A 15,102-nucleotide genomic window follows, 5' to 3' on the forward strand; every position below is an offset into this window, starting at 1 on the left:
GAGGCATTTAACATGGTACCTGTGGTCGCGCTTGTCGGGCGCCCTAACGTTGGGAAATCCACGCTGTTCAACCGTCTTACGCGCACTCGCGATGCGCTGGTCGCGGATTTCCCGGGTCTGACTCGTGACCGTAAGTACGGTCGTGCTGAAGTGGAAGGCCGCGAGTTTATCTGTATCGATACCGGCGGTATCGACGGTACGGAAGAGGGCGTCGAAACCCGCATGGCGGAGCAGTCGCTGCTGGCGATTGAAGAAGCCGACGTCGTGCTGTTTATGGTCGATGCCCGCGCCGGGCTGATGCCCGCCGATGAAGGCATCGCAAAGCACCTGCGCTCCCGCGAGAAGCCGACCTTCCTCGTCGCCAATAAAACCGACGGCATCGATCCCGATCAGGCGGTCGCCGACTTCTGGTCGCTGGGGCTGGGCGATATTCACCCGATCGCCGCCTCCCACGGCCGCGGCGTAACCACGCTGCTTGAGCACGTGCTGATGCCGTTTATGGATGATATTGCACCGCCGGAAGAGGTGGACGAAGACGCCGAGTACTGGGCGCAGTTTGAAGCGGCGCAGAACGGCGAGGCGGCTGAGGAGCCGGAAGATGATTTCGATCCGCAGAGCCTGCCGATTAAGCTCGCTATCGTCGGCCGCCCCAACGTCGGTAAGTCAACGCTGACTAACCGCATTCTCGGCGAAGACCGCGTGGTGGTTTACGATATGCCGGGCACCACCCGCGACAGCATCTATATTCCGATGGAGCGCGACGAGCGCGAATACGTTCTGATCGACACCGCCGGGGTGCGCAAGCGCGGTAAAATTACCGACACCGTTGAGAAGTTTTCGGTCATCAAGACGCTGCAGGCTATCGAAGATGCCAACGTTGTGCTGCTGGTGATTGACGCCCGGGAAGGGATCTCCGATCAGGATCTCTCTCTGCTCGGCTTTATCCTCAACAGCGGCCGCTCGCTGGTGATCGTCGTCAACAAGTGGGACGGCCTGAGCCAGGAAGTCAAGGAGCAGGTTAAAGAGACCCTCGACTATCGTCTGGGCTTTATCGACTTTGCCCGCGTGCACTTTATCTCCGCCCTGCACGGCAGCGGCGTCGGCAACCTGTTCGAGTCCGTACGCGAAGCCTACGACAGCTCCACCCGCCGCGTCAGCACCGCGCTGCTGACCCGCATCATGACCATGGCGGTCGATGACCACCAGCCGCCGCTGGTGCGCGGCCGCCGCGTGAAGCTCAAGTATGCCCACGCCGGCGGCTACAACCCGCCTATCGTGGTTATCCACGGTAATCAGGTCAAAGACCTGCCGGACTCCTACAAGCGCTATCTGATGAACTACTTCCGCAAATCGCTGGAAGTGATGGGGACGCCTATCCGTATTCAGTTCAAGGAAGGCGAAAACCCGTACGCCAATAAGCGCAATACCCTGACGCCAAATCAGATGCGCAAGCGTAAGCGTTTGATTAAGCATATTAAGAAAGGTAAGTAAAATTAATAAGAAGCCCGGATATCTCCGGGCTTCTTATTATCTCTGGTCTAATACTCTTAAGCAGCCTTTTTGTTTGCAATCCTTGTACTTCACGTTATTTACAGTTTATTCCTAATGGCAAATTAAACACGTTGTGCCACACTTATCACCACTGTTATCACAGCGAATCAAGGAATTATGATGAAGAAGACAATTATTGCACTTTCTGCATTTATGCTGGCTGCTCCGGTATTTGCTGCCAACACGATGACGCACGCAACAGATGAAACCGTCCAGCAGGCTCACGAAGGCGCCGACACGGCGAAAGAGAAGCTGCACAAGGCTGAGCACCGCGGTGAAGAGCTGAAGCAGAAGTCTGAGCATGCTGCCAAAGGCGAAAGCGATACCACCAGCAGCAAGGTCAGCGAAGGCTCGAAAAAAGCCTGGAACAAAACTAAAGAAGGCTCAGAAAAGGCCTGGGATAAAACCAAGCAGGGTTCTGAGAAAGCCTGGAACAGCACCAAAGAAGGTGCTGAAAACCTGAAAGATAAAGTCAGTAATTAACGTTTAACCAACGTTAACCCTCATTATTTTGCGGGCCAGATTTCTGGCCCGCTTTTTTATTTTCCTGACTCATGATCCTGTTGCCGCGTGCCGTTACGCTGAATGCGTCGAGAGAATACGGTGTCCGCTATTACGTGAATTAATATTGTCCTCGTGTCAGATTCAGCCGCCGCTTTATGGTGCTGCGGAAATTCGCCGGCGGCGGCGGAGCATCCCCTCGTCGGCTCTGAGCAGACCGGCGGCGCCAGATCCGCAACGGCCGGGTGGTGGATAGTCGGCGATTCGGGTAAGGTAGCGTTTTTTCTGTGGGAATATGACGATGGAATTAACCTGCCCGGATTGCGGCGGCGCGCTTGAGCTGCGCAGCGGCATGGCGCACTGCGGCGCCTGCCAGCGCGATTTTAGCGTGATTGCGCGCTGCCCCGACTGCCAGCAGCCGCTGGAGGTGCTTAAGGCCTGCGGGGCGGTGGATTACTTCTGCCAGCACGGCCACGGCCTTATCTCGAAAAAGCGCGCGCTGTTCAGCTTCGCCTGAAGCCGTCAGGGAGCCTTACGCGCCCGGCTTTTCTTCAGCGGCGTAATTTTTACCACCTCACTTTCGACCACGCCGTCGCTCAGGCGGGTGGTCAGGCTGTCGCCCGCCTTCAGCTGCTTCGCCTGCTTCACCAGCCTGCCTTCGGCGGTGGTCGAGACGCTGTAGCCCCGCGCCAGCGTCGAGAGCGGGCTGACGGCCTCAAGGTGGGTCGCCGCGTTGCCGAAGCGCTCGCGGGCGTCGCTCAGCCGGGCGCGGACGCTCTGCGCCAGACGATACTCCAGCTGCTGGATGCGGGCCGATGCCTGATAGATGCGCGGCTGCGGGCTGCGCTGGTTTAGCCGCTGGATCAACTGCTGCTGGCGGCGCGCGGCGCGGCGGAGCTGGCCGTCGAGGGCGGTATTCATGCGCTGGCGGAGTTTATCGAGCACCGCCTGCTGGCGGGCCAGGCGCAGCTCAGGGTGCTGCTGCTGCAGGCGGTGCTGCAGCTGGCTGAATCGGCGGCTGCGGTTGGCGAGATAGTAGTCCATCGCCATCTCCAGCCGCTGGCGGGCCGACTGCACCTGGCGCAGCAGCTCAAGCTGGTTGCGGCTGACCATCTCCGCCGCCGCCGAGGGCGTCGGCGCGCGCAGGTCGGCGACAAAGTCGGCGATGGTGACGTCGGTTTCGTGGCCGACGGCGCTAACCACCGGAATGCGGCTGGCAAAAATGGCCCGCGCGACGCGCTCGTCGTTAAAGCTCCACAGATCTTCCAGCGATCCGCCGCCGCGCCCGACGATCAGCACATCGCACTCTTCGCGCAGGTTGGCAAGCTCAATCGCGCGGACGATCTGCGCCGGGGCATCGTCGCCCTGCACCGCCGTGGGATAAATCACCACCGGCAGGGCCGGATCGCGCCGCCTGAGAACGTGGAGAATGTCGTGGAGGGCGGCGCCGGTTCTCGAGGTGACTACGCCGATGCAGCTGGCCGGGGAGGGCAGGGGCTGCTTGAACTGCGGGTCGAACAGGCCTTCCGCCGACAGCTTCTCTTTAAGCTGCTCATACTTCTGCTGCAGCAGGCCTTCGCCCGCGGGCTGCATACTCTCGGCGATAATCTGGTAATCACCGCGCGGCTCGTACAGCGTGATGTTGGCCCGGACCAGCACCTGCTGGCCGTGCTGCGGGCGAAAGGTGACCCGCCGGTTGCTGTTGCGAAACATCGCGCAGCGCACCTGGGCGTTGTCATCCTTGAGGGTGAAGTACCAGTGGCCGGACGACGGCTGGCTGAAGTTGGAGATCTCGCCGCTGATCCACACCTGGCCCATCTCCTGCTCCAGCAGCAGACGCACCGTCTGGTTGAGGCGGCTTACGGTAAAAATTGCGGGGGACTGGGTGGGTAACATGTGAGCGAGATCAAAATTTAAATCAGCAGGTTATTCAGTCGATAGTAACCTGCATGGAGGGGATCGCAAGTATTATTTTTAAAAAAGTGTGGAAGCAAGCGATTCCGCTCTGTATAATGCCACGGCAATATTTATTAACCACCCAGGTAGAGATATTGCCCATGCTACGCATCGCCAAAGAAGCCCTGACGTTTGACGACGTCCTCCTCGTTCCCGCTCACTCCACCGTTTTGCCGAATACGGCTGACCTCAGCACGCAGCTGACCAAAACCATTCGCCTGAATATTCCGATGCTCTCCGCAGCAATGGATACCGTGACGGAAGCGCGCCTGGCCATTGCCCTGGCTCAGGAAGGCGGTATCGGCTTTATCCACAAAAATATGTCTATCGAACGCCAGGCCGAAGAAGTGCAGCGCGTGAAGAAGTACGAATCCGGCATTGTCACTGCGCCGCAGACCGTGCTGCCGACCACCACGCTGCATGAAGTGAAGGCCCTGACCGAGCGTAACGGCTTCGCCGGCTACCCGGTGGTCACCGAAGAGAACGAACTGGTGGGCATTATCACCGGCCGCGACGTGCGCTTTGTCACCGACCTGAACCAGCCGGTCAGCGTCTATATGACGCCGAAAGAGCGCCTGGTGACTGTACGCGAAGGCGAAGCCCGCGAAGCGGTGTTTGCCAAAATGCATGAGAAGCGCGTTGAAAAAGCGCTGGTGGTTGACGATAGCTTCCACCTGCTGGGCATGATCACCGTGAAAGATTTCAAAAAAGCCGAGCGTAAGCCGAACGCCTGTAAAGACGAACACGGCCGCCTGCGCGTTGGCGCTGCGGTTGGCGCCGGCGCCGGTAACGAAGAGCGCATCGACGCGCTGGTTGCCGCCGGCGTTGACGTCCTGCTGATTGACTCCTCTCACGGCCACTCCGAAGGCGTGCTGCAGCGCATCCGCGAGACCCGCGCGAAATATCCCGATCTGCAGATTATCGGCGGTAACGTCGCGACGGCCGCAGGCGCCCGCGCGCTGGCCGACGCTGGCGTCAGCGCGGTGAAGGTCGGCATCGGCCCGGGTTCCATCTGCACCACCCGTATCGTCACCGGCGTGGGCGTACCGCAGATCACCGCCGTTTCTGACGCGGTTGAAGCGCTGGAAGGCACCGGCATTCCAGTTATCGCCGACGGCGGTATCCGCTTCTCCGGCGACATCGCTAAGGCGATTGCCGCCGGCGCTTCCGCCGTGATGGTAGGCTCGATGCTGGCCGGTACCGAAGAGTCCCCGGGCGAAATCGAACTCTACCAGGGCCGCTCTTACAAATCTTATCGCGGCATGGGCTCGCTGGGCGCGATGTCTAAAGGCTCCTCCGACCGCTACTTCCAGAGCGATAACGCCGCTGACAAGTTGGTGCCGGAAGGTATCGAAGGCCGCGTTGCCTATAAAGGCCGCCTGAAAGAGATTATCCACCAGCAGATGGGCGGCCTGCGCTCCTGTATGGGCCTCACCGGCTGTGGTACTATCGACACGCTGCGTACCAAGGCGGAGTTCGTACGCATTAGCGGTGCGGGTATCCAGGAGAGCCACGTTCACGACGTGACCATCACCAAGGAATCCCCGAATTACCGTCTGGGCTCCTGATTATTACCGCGCCCGGCTTAAGCCGGGCGCTCTGTTTTTGTTTCACTTGCCTCGGAATTATCGTCAATGACGGACAACATCCATAAACATCGCATCCTGATCCTCGACTTCGGTTCTCAGTACACTCAGCTGGTCGCGCGCCGCGTCCGTGAACTGGGCGTTTACTGCGAACTGTGGGCATGGGATGTGACGGAAGCACAGATTCGTGAGTTCAACCCAAGCGGCATCATTCTCTCCGGCGGCCCGGAAAGCACTACCGAAGAGAACAGCCCGCGCGCCCCTGAGTACGTCTTTAACGCCGGTGTGCCGGTGCTGGGCGTATGCTACGGCATGCAGACCATGGCGATGCAGCTCGGCGGCCACGTTGAAGGCTCCAGCGAGCGCGAATTCGGCTACGCGCAGGTTGAAGTTAAAACCGACAGCGCGCTGGTGCGCGGTATCGAAGACGCCCTGACCGCAGACGGCAAGCCGCTGCTGGACGTGTGGATGAGCCACGGCGACAAGGTCACCGCGATCCCGGCGGGCTTTGAAACCGTCGCCAGCACCGAAACCTGCCCGTTCGCCATTATGGCCAACGAAGAGAAGCGTTTCTACGGCGTGCAGTTCCACCCGGAAGTGACCCACACCCGCCAGGGCCTGCGCATGCTGGAGCGCTTCGTGCGCGATATCTGCCAGTGCGACGCCCTGTGGACCCCGGCCAAAATCATCGACGACGCCGTGGCCCGCATCCGCGAGCAGGTGGGCGACGATAAAGTGATCCTCGGCCTCTCCGGCGGCGTGGACTCCTCCGTCACCGCCATGCTGCTGCACCGCGCCATCGGTAAAAACCTGACCTGCGTCTTCGTGGATAACGGCCTGCTGCGCCTCAACGAAGCCCAGCAGGTAATGGACATGTTCGGCGACCACTTCGGCCTCAACATCGTTCACGTGGAAGGCGAGCAGCGCTTCCTCGACGCGCTGGCCGGCGAAAACGATCCGGAAGCCAAGCGTAAAATCATCGGCCGCGTCTTCGTGGAAGTGTTCGACGAAGAAGCGCTCAAGCTGGAAGACGTCAAGTGGCTGGCGCAGGGCACCATCTACCCTGACGTTATCGAATCCGCCGCCTCCGCAACCGGCAAAGCCCACGTCATCAAGTCTCACCACAACGTCGGCGGCCTGCCGAAAGAGATGAAGATGGGCCTCGTCGAGCCGCTGCGCGAGCTGTTCAAAGACGAAGTGCGCAAGATTGGCCTCGAGCTTGGCCTGCCGTACGACATGCTGTTCCGCCACCCGTTCCCGGGCCCGGGCCTCGGCGTGCGCGTGCTGGGCGAAGTGAAGAAAGAGTACTGCGACCTGCTGCGCCGCGCCGACGCTATCTTCATCGAAGAGCTGCGCAAGGCCGACCTGTACGACAAAGTCAGCCAGGCATTCACCGTCTTCCTGCCGGTGCGCTCCGTCGGCGTGATGGGCGACGGCCGCAAGTACGACTGGGTCGTCTCCCTGCGCGCGGTGGAAACCATCGACTTTATGACCGCCCACTGGGCGCACCTGCCGTACGATTTCCTTGGGCGCGTGTCCAACCGCATCATCAATGAAGTGAACGGCATCTCCCGCGTGGTGTACGATATCAGCGGCAAGCCGCCGGCAACGATTGAATGGGAATGATTTCGCGTCTGGCAACAGCCTGAGCGTTAACCCAGTAAAATAGTGCTAAGCCCGCGTAAATGCGGGCTTTTTTATTCAATGACTGTTTAAGTTTCACGAGTACCAGTCTTATTTTATCTATTCCGGCCGCATACTTTGCATGTCTGGCTGGTATTCTGGGCCGGCCAGGGCGTCATAAACGGGGCCGGGCAGACCCAGCTGATGGCGGGGGAAATCCTTTCGCAGGCCGGGCCCACCAGCGGCAGGAGATAGGACGACAGCTCCAGTCCTCGGGCTTTGGCTTCCTCGCTGTATTCAAATACAATTTGCGGGCGGCCGGTGAGGGCGGTCGCACAGCCAGCGCTCACCCCAGCCTTCGTAGAAGACGTTAACCGGTTCAGGCATTGCGGCTTTTCCTCTTAATACGCTGACGTTGGCTGCTCTCTTCGTAGCGGCGAATATCGTCAATGCTCTCAAGTTTCGGCATAAACAGCGCCTCGAGTTCGCCGGCGCGGCCGAGCACCATGGCCACGCGCACCAGGTTTTCGAAGCCAACATTGCGTCCGGACTCCAGGTTTGAGACGGTATTAGTACCGATACCGGCGCGGGCGGCGACGTCGGCCTGGGTCATCTGCTGCGCAAGGCGCTCCGTGCGCAGGCGTTCGCAGAGTCGTTTTACGATCTCGCCGGGTTTGCTGAGGCTTAGGTCCAGCATAGATAAGTGTACTGCCGTGCTGAAAACGGATGATGCATAAAGGTATAGCGTTAACCAAACCACCCTCAAGGCATATAAATCCAAAATAACGAGTTTTATGTCCATTAAATCAGGTTAAGCCACCATATATGGGATTTATGATGGACTGCCTGAACTTCGGAGCACTACGCTACGCGTCTCCAGCGTTCGATGGCAATCCTCGCCTCAGCGTTCAACCGGTCGCATTCTCAGGCTCTGTTCTGCTTACCAGATACATATATCATTTAAAATTATAAGTCTCATAATTAGTTCCCTTTTGAGTTATTTATATGTCGGATTAAATTGTCTGAAAATACTGCCTTCAGTCTGTTTAAATAAAGTAAAAATACAGGTTTTTTGCGCTGCGGATAACCGAATTTTCAGCCGTGGATAAAGTGGCGCCATAGCGCTGAAACAGGCATCATACTCGCCAATATCTTATTGAAATAAAATGTTACATTTGTACTAACTATGACTAAATGCCGCCCCTGGATTGAACGCAGAGTAAACCCCGGTAAACTTAATCATGTGGTTAATACCACAAAGGTAGTATTCATCAATATCGTATCTACGACAGGAGTTGAATATGCGTGAACTTAACAACAGTGAATTAAACGAAGTGTCCGGCGCCGGTTTTATTGCCGATGCGGGGACTGCGCTGGGCCGCGGTATCGGTGCTATCATCGAAGCTGCCGGCGGTAAGGGCGGTATGGAGGCCGGCACTTCTCTGGGCACCGGCATTGGCCAGGTTGTTGAGGCCGGTCTGGGGGTTCTCTCTTCCATCGTTGGCGGCCTGTTTGGCAGTATTTTTGGCAGGAAATAATCGCTAATTTACAGGTTGATTTATTTGACATAGCCATAAGCAAAGCGCTTATGGCTATTTCTGAAAGGAGTGAGGTTATGCGTGAATTAACTTTGGCTGAAGTGAAGTTGGTAAGCGGTGCGGGCGTTATTCAGGATACGCTGAACTCAGCGGGTAAAGCCATTGGTGGCACCGTGGGCGGTATTCTTGGATTAACATTGGGTTCTGTCGTTGGGTCGGTTATTCCTGTCCTGGGAACGACCATTGTCGGTAATATTGCTTCCGGTATCGGTAATGCCATTGGCGGTCTTCTGGGTTCCGGCATCGGTAATGCCGTTGGCGGACTGTTTGAGCGCATATTTAAAAATTGATGCTGTCGTTTGATTTTTTGCCAGGGATTTTTTATCAGATATTTCTTCTATTTTAACGCTGCTTAGCGGGGTGCGCCGCACCTGCATTTTAACAACGACGCCCTTTTCATCTCACGCAAAATGGTCTGAAGAGTATGGATGAACGCAATTTGTTTCGTCAGGAAGCGATCGATCATTTAAAAACGCGCTGGCTCGGGCAGGCGCTGTTAGTCGGCCGCTACCCGCTCTGGGCGATCGTCAGCGCCACGGCGTTTTTTATCGCTGTACTGCTGACGGTGATCGTGTTCTGCGACTATACGCGCAGGATTAGCGTTTTTGGCGAGGTGACCTCCCTGCCGCGGGCGGTCAATATCTTCTCGCCGGGGCAGGGATTTATCAGCCGCGCCTGGAAACAGGCCGGCGACAGCGTTAAAAAAGGCGATGTGCTTTACCAGATTGATGTCAGCCGTCTGACCCGTTCGGGCAACGTCAGCGAAAATATGATTCAGGCAACCCGCGAGCAGACGCTGATTATCGAAGGGATCATCAATAAGCTGGAGCATAACAAAGCGACGGCGCTGGCGCAGATGCAGGAGCAACTGGCGCAGTACCAGAGCGCTTACCAGCAGTCGAAGGTATCGGTCGACGGCGCCCGCCGGGGCATGGAGGAGATGCTCGCCACCGTGCGGGAGTACGGCGACTACAAAAAGCGCGGGCTTATCAACAACGATCAGCTCACCAATCAGCGCTATCTCTACTACCAGCAGCAGAGCGTCTATCAGAATCTCAACGCCCAGCTGATCCAGCAGGGGCTGCAGATAACCACTCTCAAGGGCGATATCATCACCCGCGCGGCGGACTTTGATAATCAGATCTCGACCCACCGCTACGAGCTGAGCGACCTGCAGCGGCGGCTGGCGGAGATGGACGCCGCCGGCGCGCTGCTGATAAGCGCCCCGGCGGACGGCAGCGTCGAGTCGATGAGCGTCACCCAGGGGCAGATGGTTAACTCCGGCGACAGCCTGGCGCAAATTGTGCCGGCAGAGAGCCGGGGCTATTTTCTGATCCTCTGGTTGCCTAACAGCAGCATTCCCTACGTTAAGCCCGGCGATACGATTAACATTCGCTACGACGCTTACCCCTACGAAAAATTCGGCCAGTTTGCCGGCAAAATCGTGTCGGTTTCCAGCGTGCCGGTTTCGCCCCAGGAGCTGAGCTCCTACAGCAATTCGCCAAAGGTACAGCAGAGCGGCACCGCCGAGCCTTTCTACAAGGCAATTATCAATATCCGCCAGGACCCGCGCGGCGCAGCGCTTGCGCTTACCACCGGCATGAAGGCGCAGGCCACGGTCTTTATGGAAAAGCGTCCGCTCTATCAGTGGATGCTGTCGCCGTTTTATGACATCTACAACAGCCTGACGGGGCCGATACATGACTAATTCCCTGCACAACTACCTCCGCGATCGCCTCCACTTTGGCTTTATCCGCAGGGTACCGCAGATCCTGCAAACCGAGAGCGCAGAGTGCGGCCTGGCGTGCCTGGCGATGATCTGCCGCTACTACGGCATGGACGTGGACCTGTTCAGTCTTCGCCACCGCTTCGGCATCTCTTCCCACGGCGCAACCCTCGGGCTGCTGGTAGACGTGGCGGAAAAGGTCAACCTGAAAACCCGGCCGCTGTCGCTCGATCTCAACGAGGTCCGTCAGCTGAAAACGCCCTGCATACTGCACTGGGACATGTGCCACTTCGTGGTGCTTATCTCGGCGAGCCGGGGCCGCTGCGTGATCCACGATCCGGCCTTTGGTCGCCGGGTTATCGGCATTGCCGAGCTGTCGCGCCACTTTACCGGCGTGGCGCTGGAGCTGTGGCCGGATAAAGGCTTCGCGCAGGAAACGTCGCGCAGCAAAATGCGCCTGCGCCAGATGATGAAAAATATCCACGGCCTGGGCGGCTTTCTTGGCAAAATTCTCTGCTTCAGCCTGCTGATCGAGGCCATCAATCTGCTGATCCCGGTAGGGACGCAGCTGGTGATGGACCACGCGATCGTCGCTAAGGATCGTGACCTGCTGTCGCTTATCTGCATCGGTCTGTTCTGCTTTATTCTCTGCCGGACCTTTATCGGCACTCTGCGGGCCTGGGCATCGCTGGTGATGAGCTCGCTGATTGACGTGCAGTGGAAGACCGGCATCTTTGACCATCTGCTCAGGCTACCGCTGGACTACTTTGAGAAGCGGCGGCTGGGGGACATTCAGTCGCGGCTCGGCTCGCTCGACGTCATCCGCAGCACGCTTACCGAAAGCCTGGTGACCTTTATCATCGATGCTATTGTGGCGATCGGGGTCTTTATCATGATGCTGCTGTACGGCGGCTGGCTGGTGGCGGTGGTCTGCGCCTTCACGCTCCTCTACGCCCTGCTGCGGGTGACGACCTACGGCCGCTACCGCCAGGCCTCTGAGGAGCACATCGTCAAGCAGGCGCGGGCCAGCTCGCACTTTATGGAGACGCTGTACGGCGTCGGCACCCTGAAGGCGCTGGGCATCACCGGCCTGCGCGCCAAGTTCTGGCTCAATCTCAATATTGATACCGCTAACGCCCGCATTCGCACCACGAAGCTCGATATGCTGTTCGGCGGCCTCGCCAACTTTATTGCCGCCGTCGACCAGATAGTCATTCTCTGGCTCGGTGCCTCGATGGTGATCGACGGCGGCATGACGCTGGGCATGTTCGTCGCCTTCAACGCCTACCGCAGCCAGTTCTCTGACCGCACCGCCAGTCTGATTAATATCCTGCTGCAGATGCGCCTGCTGTCGCTGCACAACGAGCGCGTGGCCGATATTGTGCTGTCGGAGCCGGAGCGCGAGGCGCCCGAGCGCAGCGTGGGCGACGCCGGAACCGCCGCCGATTTCAGGACCCGGGGCATTGCGTTTCAGTATGACCGCCTGTCGCGGCCGCTGTTTAGTGAGCTCAGCATCAGCGTTGCGCCCGGCGAGAGCGTGGCCATCGTGGGGCCGTCCGGCATTGGCAAAACGACGCTGATGAAGGTCATGTGCGGCCTGCTTCAGCCGACAGAAGGCAGCGTCTGCGTCAACGGCGTCGACATCAGCTGCCTGGGCCTGAACAACTACCGCCGCAGCATTGCCTGCGTGCTGCAGGACGACAAGCTGTTTGCCGGCTCGATCGCCGAGAACATCTGCAGTTTTGAGGAGAACAGGGACTACGAGCGCATCGCCGACTGCGCGCGGCGCTGCAATATTCACGACGAGATTGTCCGCATGCCAATGGGCTACGAGACGCTGATCGGCGAACTGGGAGGCAATCTTTCCGGCGGCCAGAAGCAGCGCCTGCTGATCGCCCGGGCGCTGTATCGCCAGCCCTCGCTGCTGTTTCTTGATGAGGCGACGAGCCATCTCGATCTGGAAAATGAAGCGGCGATTAACCGGGCCATTCGCGAGCTTAAGATAACCCGCATCTTTATCGCCCACCGGCCGTCGACCATCGCCAGCGCCGACCGCGTCATTAATCTGGCGGAGGGCACGGCGGGGGAGGGCGGCTAACGGCGGCGAATATTTTCCGGTTCGACGTTAAAGGCGTAAAGTACCTGGGCGAGATAAAGCGAGAAGTACGTGCGGAACATATTTATAAATTTATCTGATAATTCGATAAAAAGGTTATTTTCCACATGAATAAATCCGGCGTTCTGCGCTTCTCTTAACAGGCTGCAGATATGCGATCGCGACACGTGGCTGTAGCTGGCAATTTTCTTCGATGACAGGATAATGCGCCGCGTGCCCTGCAGAATATACTCTTTATATAGGATCAGCATTATCATATGGCCGCCGTCCCGTTCAATAAATAGCTCGCTTTCCGGCAGGATACCTTTGATCGTGATGTGATGAAAAACAAAGTCGCCGTAGCGTGAGAAGAACTGCGGTAAAAAGTTTTTTGCATGACAGCGGTAACGGCTGCCGCTACTGGAATAGTAGGTACGCCAGGGAATAAGCATACTTCTGATTAAATCAGATATCTCTTGCTGCACGCTCTCCGACGGGCGGAACAGCATGTCGCGAGCGTTCTCCTCACTCCGGTAGACAATCAGCCGCCCGGAGACCATCAGCAGCGTAAACAGCGAGTTCAGCGTATTGATGCTGATTGATTTTTCCTGTGCGGCAATAAACTCTTTTGTGAACTTTAAAGAGGCCGAAGGCTGACAATAATAGATGCTGAAGGCGGCCGACGCGATATAAAACCGGAAGCTTTTAAACAGCATTTTGTAAAACAGCGGCTTTTTAGCATAAAAGTCACTGAGCAGCTTTTCATGAATTAAAATCATTTCATTAATTTCAGGCAGGCTGCTGATGCTGTGAGCATAATCTATAAGCGATGAAATAAGCGCATCGCGCTGCGAGAGTTTCAATGAGATTCCTTTTCCGGTGCAGTACCAACTTACATTCCATTGTTTAAGAATAGCATCGTAATATAAAAAATAAAAATGGCGAAACAATCAGGGCTTTTCACCGGCGACGGGCCGCCAGGATGCACTATTATCTGCGATGAAATCCGCTGTATAGGGTGTGCCGGCGCGGAAATCGCCGCGCCGGCGGGTCAGCTACGGCATACCGGCGCGTTTCTCTTCTTCCCCGGCATCGCGGCTATCTCCGTCATTTTCGTCGTCCTCGTCCTCGCTCTCGTCATCCGCGAGATCCCCGTCGTTATCGACCATCACCTCCTGAATCGCCTCTTCATCAACGGTGGGATTGAGCACTACCGCCAGCGGCGAGGTGGCCAGGCTGTCGGGCATCACCACGTGGGGGAGCGGGGCATCGACGACAATGGCCGGCTTGCGTTTCCTTATCCAGGTGATCACCGCAATGACGCAGCCGCAGAGGGCGAAGAAGAAGTAGAGCACGCTGCCCCCGAGCGGCTGCATGACGGCGCCGGTGATCAGGGGGCCGATACAGGCGCCAATGCCGAAGGCCATCAGCAGGCAGGCGGTCAGCGAGACGCGTCGCTCGGCCTCGACGTGGTCATTAGCGATGGCCACGCCAAGCGGATAGAGCGAAAACATCGCCATGCTGGAGACAAAGGCAATCGCCAGCAGCACGTAGAAATCCGGATGCGGCAGAACGGCAAGCGCCAGCGACGCGACGGTAAACAGAATTGAGACGCAAAACAGCAGCAGCTGACGATCGTAGCGGTCCGACAGCCAGCTCAGCGGAAACTGCGACACCATGCCGGCGAAAATGGTCACGCCCATGAACATCCCGGTTTGCCGGGTGGAGAGCTCCATCGCCAGCGCATACACCGGCGCCAGGCCGTAAAATGCGCCCGCGGCCATGCCCATCACCAGCGTTGCCATCAGCAGTTTAGGAATGGCTTTAAAGAAATAGCCAAGCTCCATCGGCGCGGGCGACATGGGCTGCGCCGTGGTCCGGGTGGTGAGCGCAATGGGCACCAGGCAAAGTGCGAAGCACAGGGCGACTACCAGCAGCAGCGTGGCCCCCATGCCTGCTGCCATCATGATAATCACCTGTCCGCCGCACAGTCCGAGATAGGTAGCCACCATGTAGAGGCCAAAAATCGCGCCCCGCTGCGACGACTCGGCGCGGTCGTTGAGCCAGCTCTCCAGCACCATGTACTGGCACATCATGCACAGACCGATAATCAGGCGCAGCACGATCCACAGCGGAATATAGTCGCTCAGACCGTGGCCGACCACCGACGCGGTAATGATCCCCGCGCAGGAGACGTAGGCGCGAATATGCCCGACGCGGGCAATCAGGTTATGGCCCACTTTGCCGCCAATCACCAGTCCCAGGTAGTTAGCGGCAGTAATAGAACCAATCAGCGTACCGCTCACGTGCTCGCTGGCGAGACGCAGGGAGATATAGGTGGTCAGAAGGCCTGAACCGAGCAGCATCAGCAGCGTGGTGGTATACAGCGGTAGAAAAGTATTTAACACTTTTTTCATACTATTCCCTGTATCGGAAATGCAGAGCGAATGAACCGTTATCGTGCTT

At 57.8% G+C, this 15,102-nt stretch carries 13 protein-coding genes and 1 pseudogene; 9 read left to right on the forward strand and 5 right to left on the reverse strand.

Going from position 1 to position 15,102, the window contains the following annotated elements; genetic code table 11:
* Positions 1-12: 12 nt before the first annotated feature.
* From der to ENGE1_RS17045, 3 genes are all read left to right on the forward strand, one after another.
* Complete coding sequence (gene der, locus ENGE1_RS17035) at positions 13-1,491, forward strand: ribosome biogenesis GTPase Der (protein WP_043082547.1); 1,479 nt, start codon at positions 13-15, stop codon at positions 1,489-1,491.
* Positions 1,492-1,671: 180 nt separating this feature from the next.
* On the forward strand, positions 1,672-2,034 hold the full coding sequence (locus ENGE1_RS17040; RefSeq protein WP_043082548.1) for a hypothetical protein: 363 nt from the start codon (positions 1,672-1,674) through the stop codon (positions 2,032-2,034).
* A 319-nt stretch (positions 2,035-2,353) separates the two neighbouring features.
* Positions 2,354-2,569, forward strand: a complete 216-nt coding sequence (locus ENGE1_RS17045; RefSeq protein ID WP_045287197.1) for a zinc ribbon domain-containing protein — start codon at positions 2,354-2,356, stop codon at positions 2,567-2,569.
* A gap of 5 nt (positions 2,570-2,574) precedes the next feature.
* Here ENGE1_RS17045 and xseA read toward each other — a convergent pair whose 3' ends face one another.
* Positions 2,575-3,948, reverse strand: a complete 1,374-nt coding sequence (gene xseA, locus ENGE1_RS17050; RefSeq protein WP_048254477.1) for an exodeoxyribonuclease VII large subunit — start codon at positions 3,946-3,948, stop codon at positions 2,575-2,577.
* A 161-nt stretch (positions 3,949-4,109) separates the two neighbouring features.
* Here xseA and guaB point away from each other — a divergent pair, with 161 nt between their 5' ends.
* Positions 4,110-5,576 (forward strand): IMP dehydrogenase, encoded by a 1,467-nt coding sequence (gene guaB / locus ENGE1_RS17055; protein ID WP_043082551.1) that lies wholly within the window; start codon positions 4,110-4,112, stop codon positions 5,574-5,576.
* Positions 5,577-5,642: 66 nt separating this feature from the next.
* On the forward strand, positions 5,643-7,220 hold the full coding sequence (guaA, locus tag ENGE1_RS17060) for a glutamine-hydrolyzing GMP synthase (protein WP_048254479.1): 1,578 nt from the start codon (positions 5,643-5,645) through the stop codon (positions 7,218-7,220).
* 165 nt (positions 7,221-7,385) lie between these two features.
* Here the strand turns inward: guaA and ENGE1_RS29245 are convergent.
* A pseudogene (locus tag ENGE1_RS29245) lies at positions 7,386-7,604 on the reverse strand (type II toxin-antitoxin system HipA family toxin); the annotation flags it as partial.
* A complete protein-coding gene (locus ENGE1_RS17070; protein ID WP_048254481.1) occupies positions 7,597-7,914 on the reverse strand; it encodes a helix-turn-helix domain-containing protein in 318 nt (105 codons plus the stop codon). The pseudogene ENGE1_RS29245 and the gene ENGE1_RS17070, both read right to left, overlap by 8 nt.
* A 604-nt stretch (positions 7,915-8,518) precedes the next feature.
* Here ENGE1_RS17070 and ENGE1_RS17075 point away from each other — a divergent pair.
* From ENGE1_RS17075 to ENGE1_RS17090, 4 genes are all read left to right on the forward strand, one after another.
* Positions 8,519-8,755 carry a hypothetical protein gene (locus ENGE1_RS17075; protein WP_043082554.1) on the forward strand — a complete coding sequence of 79 codons (237 nt, stop codon included), beginning with the start codon at positions 8,519-8,521 and terminating at the stop codon, positions 8,753-8,755.
* Between the two features lie 77 nt (positions 8,756-8,832).
* Positions 8,833-9,105 (forward strand): hypothetical protein, encoded by a 273-nt coding sequence (locus ENGE1_RS17080; protein WP_048254483.1) that lies wholly within the window; start codon positions 8,833-8,835, stop codon positions 9,103-9,105.
* 134 nt (positions 9,106-9,239) lie between these two features.
* Positions 9,240-10,523 carry an HlyD family secretion protein gene (locus ENGE1_RS17085; protein WP_043082556.1) on the forward strand — a complete coding sequence of 428 codons (1,284 nt, stop codon included), beginning with the start codon at positions 9,240-9,242 and terminating at the stop codon, positions 10,521-10,523.
* The gene (locus tag ENGE1_RS17090) at positions 10,516-12,639 is read left to right on the forward strand and encodes a peptidase domain-containing ABC transporter (RefSeq protein ID WP_048254485.1); all 2,124 of its coding nucleotides are present in this window, start codon (positions 10,516-10,518) and stop codon (positions 12,637-12,639) included. The genes ENGE1_RS17085 and ENGE1_RS17090 overlap by 8 nt, the downstream gene beginning before the upstream one ends.
* On the opposite strand, the gene ENGE1_RS17095 is transcribed toward ENGE1_RS17090, so the two are convergent.
* Positions 12,636-13,586 carry a hypothetical protein gene (locus tag ENGE1_RS17095; protein ID WP_146144457.1) on the reverse strand — a complete coding sequence of 317 codons (951 nt, stop codon included), beginning with the start codon at positions 13,584-13,586 and terminating at the stop codon, positions 12,636-12,638. The two genes, ENGE1_RS17090 and ENGE1_RS17095, sit on opposite strands and share 4 nt — an antisense overlap.
* Before the next feature lie 105 nt (positions 13,587-13,691).
* Entirely contained in the window at positions 13,692-15,053 is a 1,362-nt protein-coding gene (locus ENGE1_RS17100) for an MFS transporter (protein WP_048254488.1), read from the reverse strand.
* Between the last annotated feature and the right edge of the window lie 49 nt (positions 15,054-15,102).

The organism is Pluralibacter gergoviae ATCC 33028 = NBRC 105706 (assembly GCF_001598855.1).
Classification (GTDB): Bacteria; Pseudomonadota; Gammaproteobacteria; order Enterobacterales; family Enterobacteriaceae; genus Pluralibacter; species Pluralibacter gergoviae.

Bases quoted from the DNA above. Each gene is read 5' to 3' on its own strand.
- guaB (WP_043082551.1), top strand. From the start codon at position 4,110: ATGCTACGCATCGCCAAAGAAGCCCTGACGTTTGACGACGTCCTCCTC.
- ENGE1_RS17070 (WP_048254481.1), bottom strand. From the start codon at position 7,914: ATGCTGGACCTAAGCCTCAGCAAACCCGGCGAGATCGTAAAACGACTC.
- ENGE1_RS17040 (WP_043082548.1), top strand. From the start codon at position 1,672: ATGAAGAAGACAATTATTGCACTTTCTGCATTTATGCTGGCTGCTCCG.
- ENGE1_RS17075 (WP_043082554.1), top strand. From the start codon at position 8,519: ATGCGTGAACTTAACAACAGTGAATTAAACGAAGTGTCCGGCGCCGGT.
- der (WP_043082547.1), top strand. From the start codon at position 13: ATGGTACCTGTGGTCGCGCTTGTCGGGCGCCCTAACGTTGGGAAATCC.
- ENGE1_RS17080 (WP_048254483.1), top strand. From the start codon at position 8,833: ATGCGTGAATTAACTTTGGCTGAAGTGAAGTTGGTAAGCGGTGCGGGC.
- ENGE1_RS17100 (WP_048254488.1), bottom strand. From the start codon at position 15,053: ATGAAAAAAGTGTTAAATACTTTTCTACCGCTGTATACCACCACGCTG.
- ENGE1_RS17090 (WP_048254485.1), top strand. From the start codon at position 10,516: ATGACTAATTCCCTGCACAACTACCTCCGCGATCGCCTCCACTTTGGC.
- guaA (WP_048254479.1), top strand. From the start codon at position 5,643: ATGACGGACAACATCCATAAACATCGCATCCTGATCCTCGACTTCGGT.
- xseA (WP_048254477.1), bottom strand. From the start codon at position 3,948: ATGTTACCCACCCAGTCCCCCGCAATTTTTACCGTAAGCCGCCTCAAC.
- ENGE1_RS17085 (WP_043082556.1), top strand. From the start codon at position 9,240: ATGGATGAACGCAATTTGTTTCGTCAGGAAGCGATCGATCATTTAAAA.
- ENGE1_RS17045 (WP_045287197.1), top strand. From the start codon at position 2,354: ATGGAATTAACCTGCCCGGATTGCGGCGGCGCGCTTGAGCTGCGCAGC.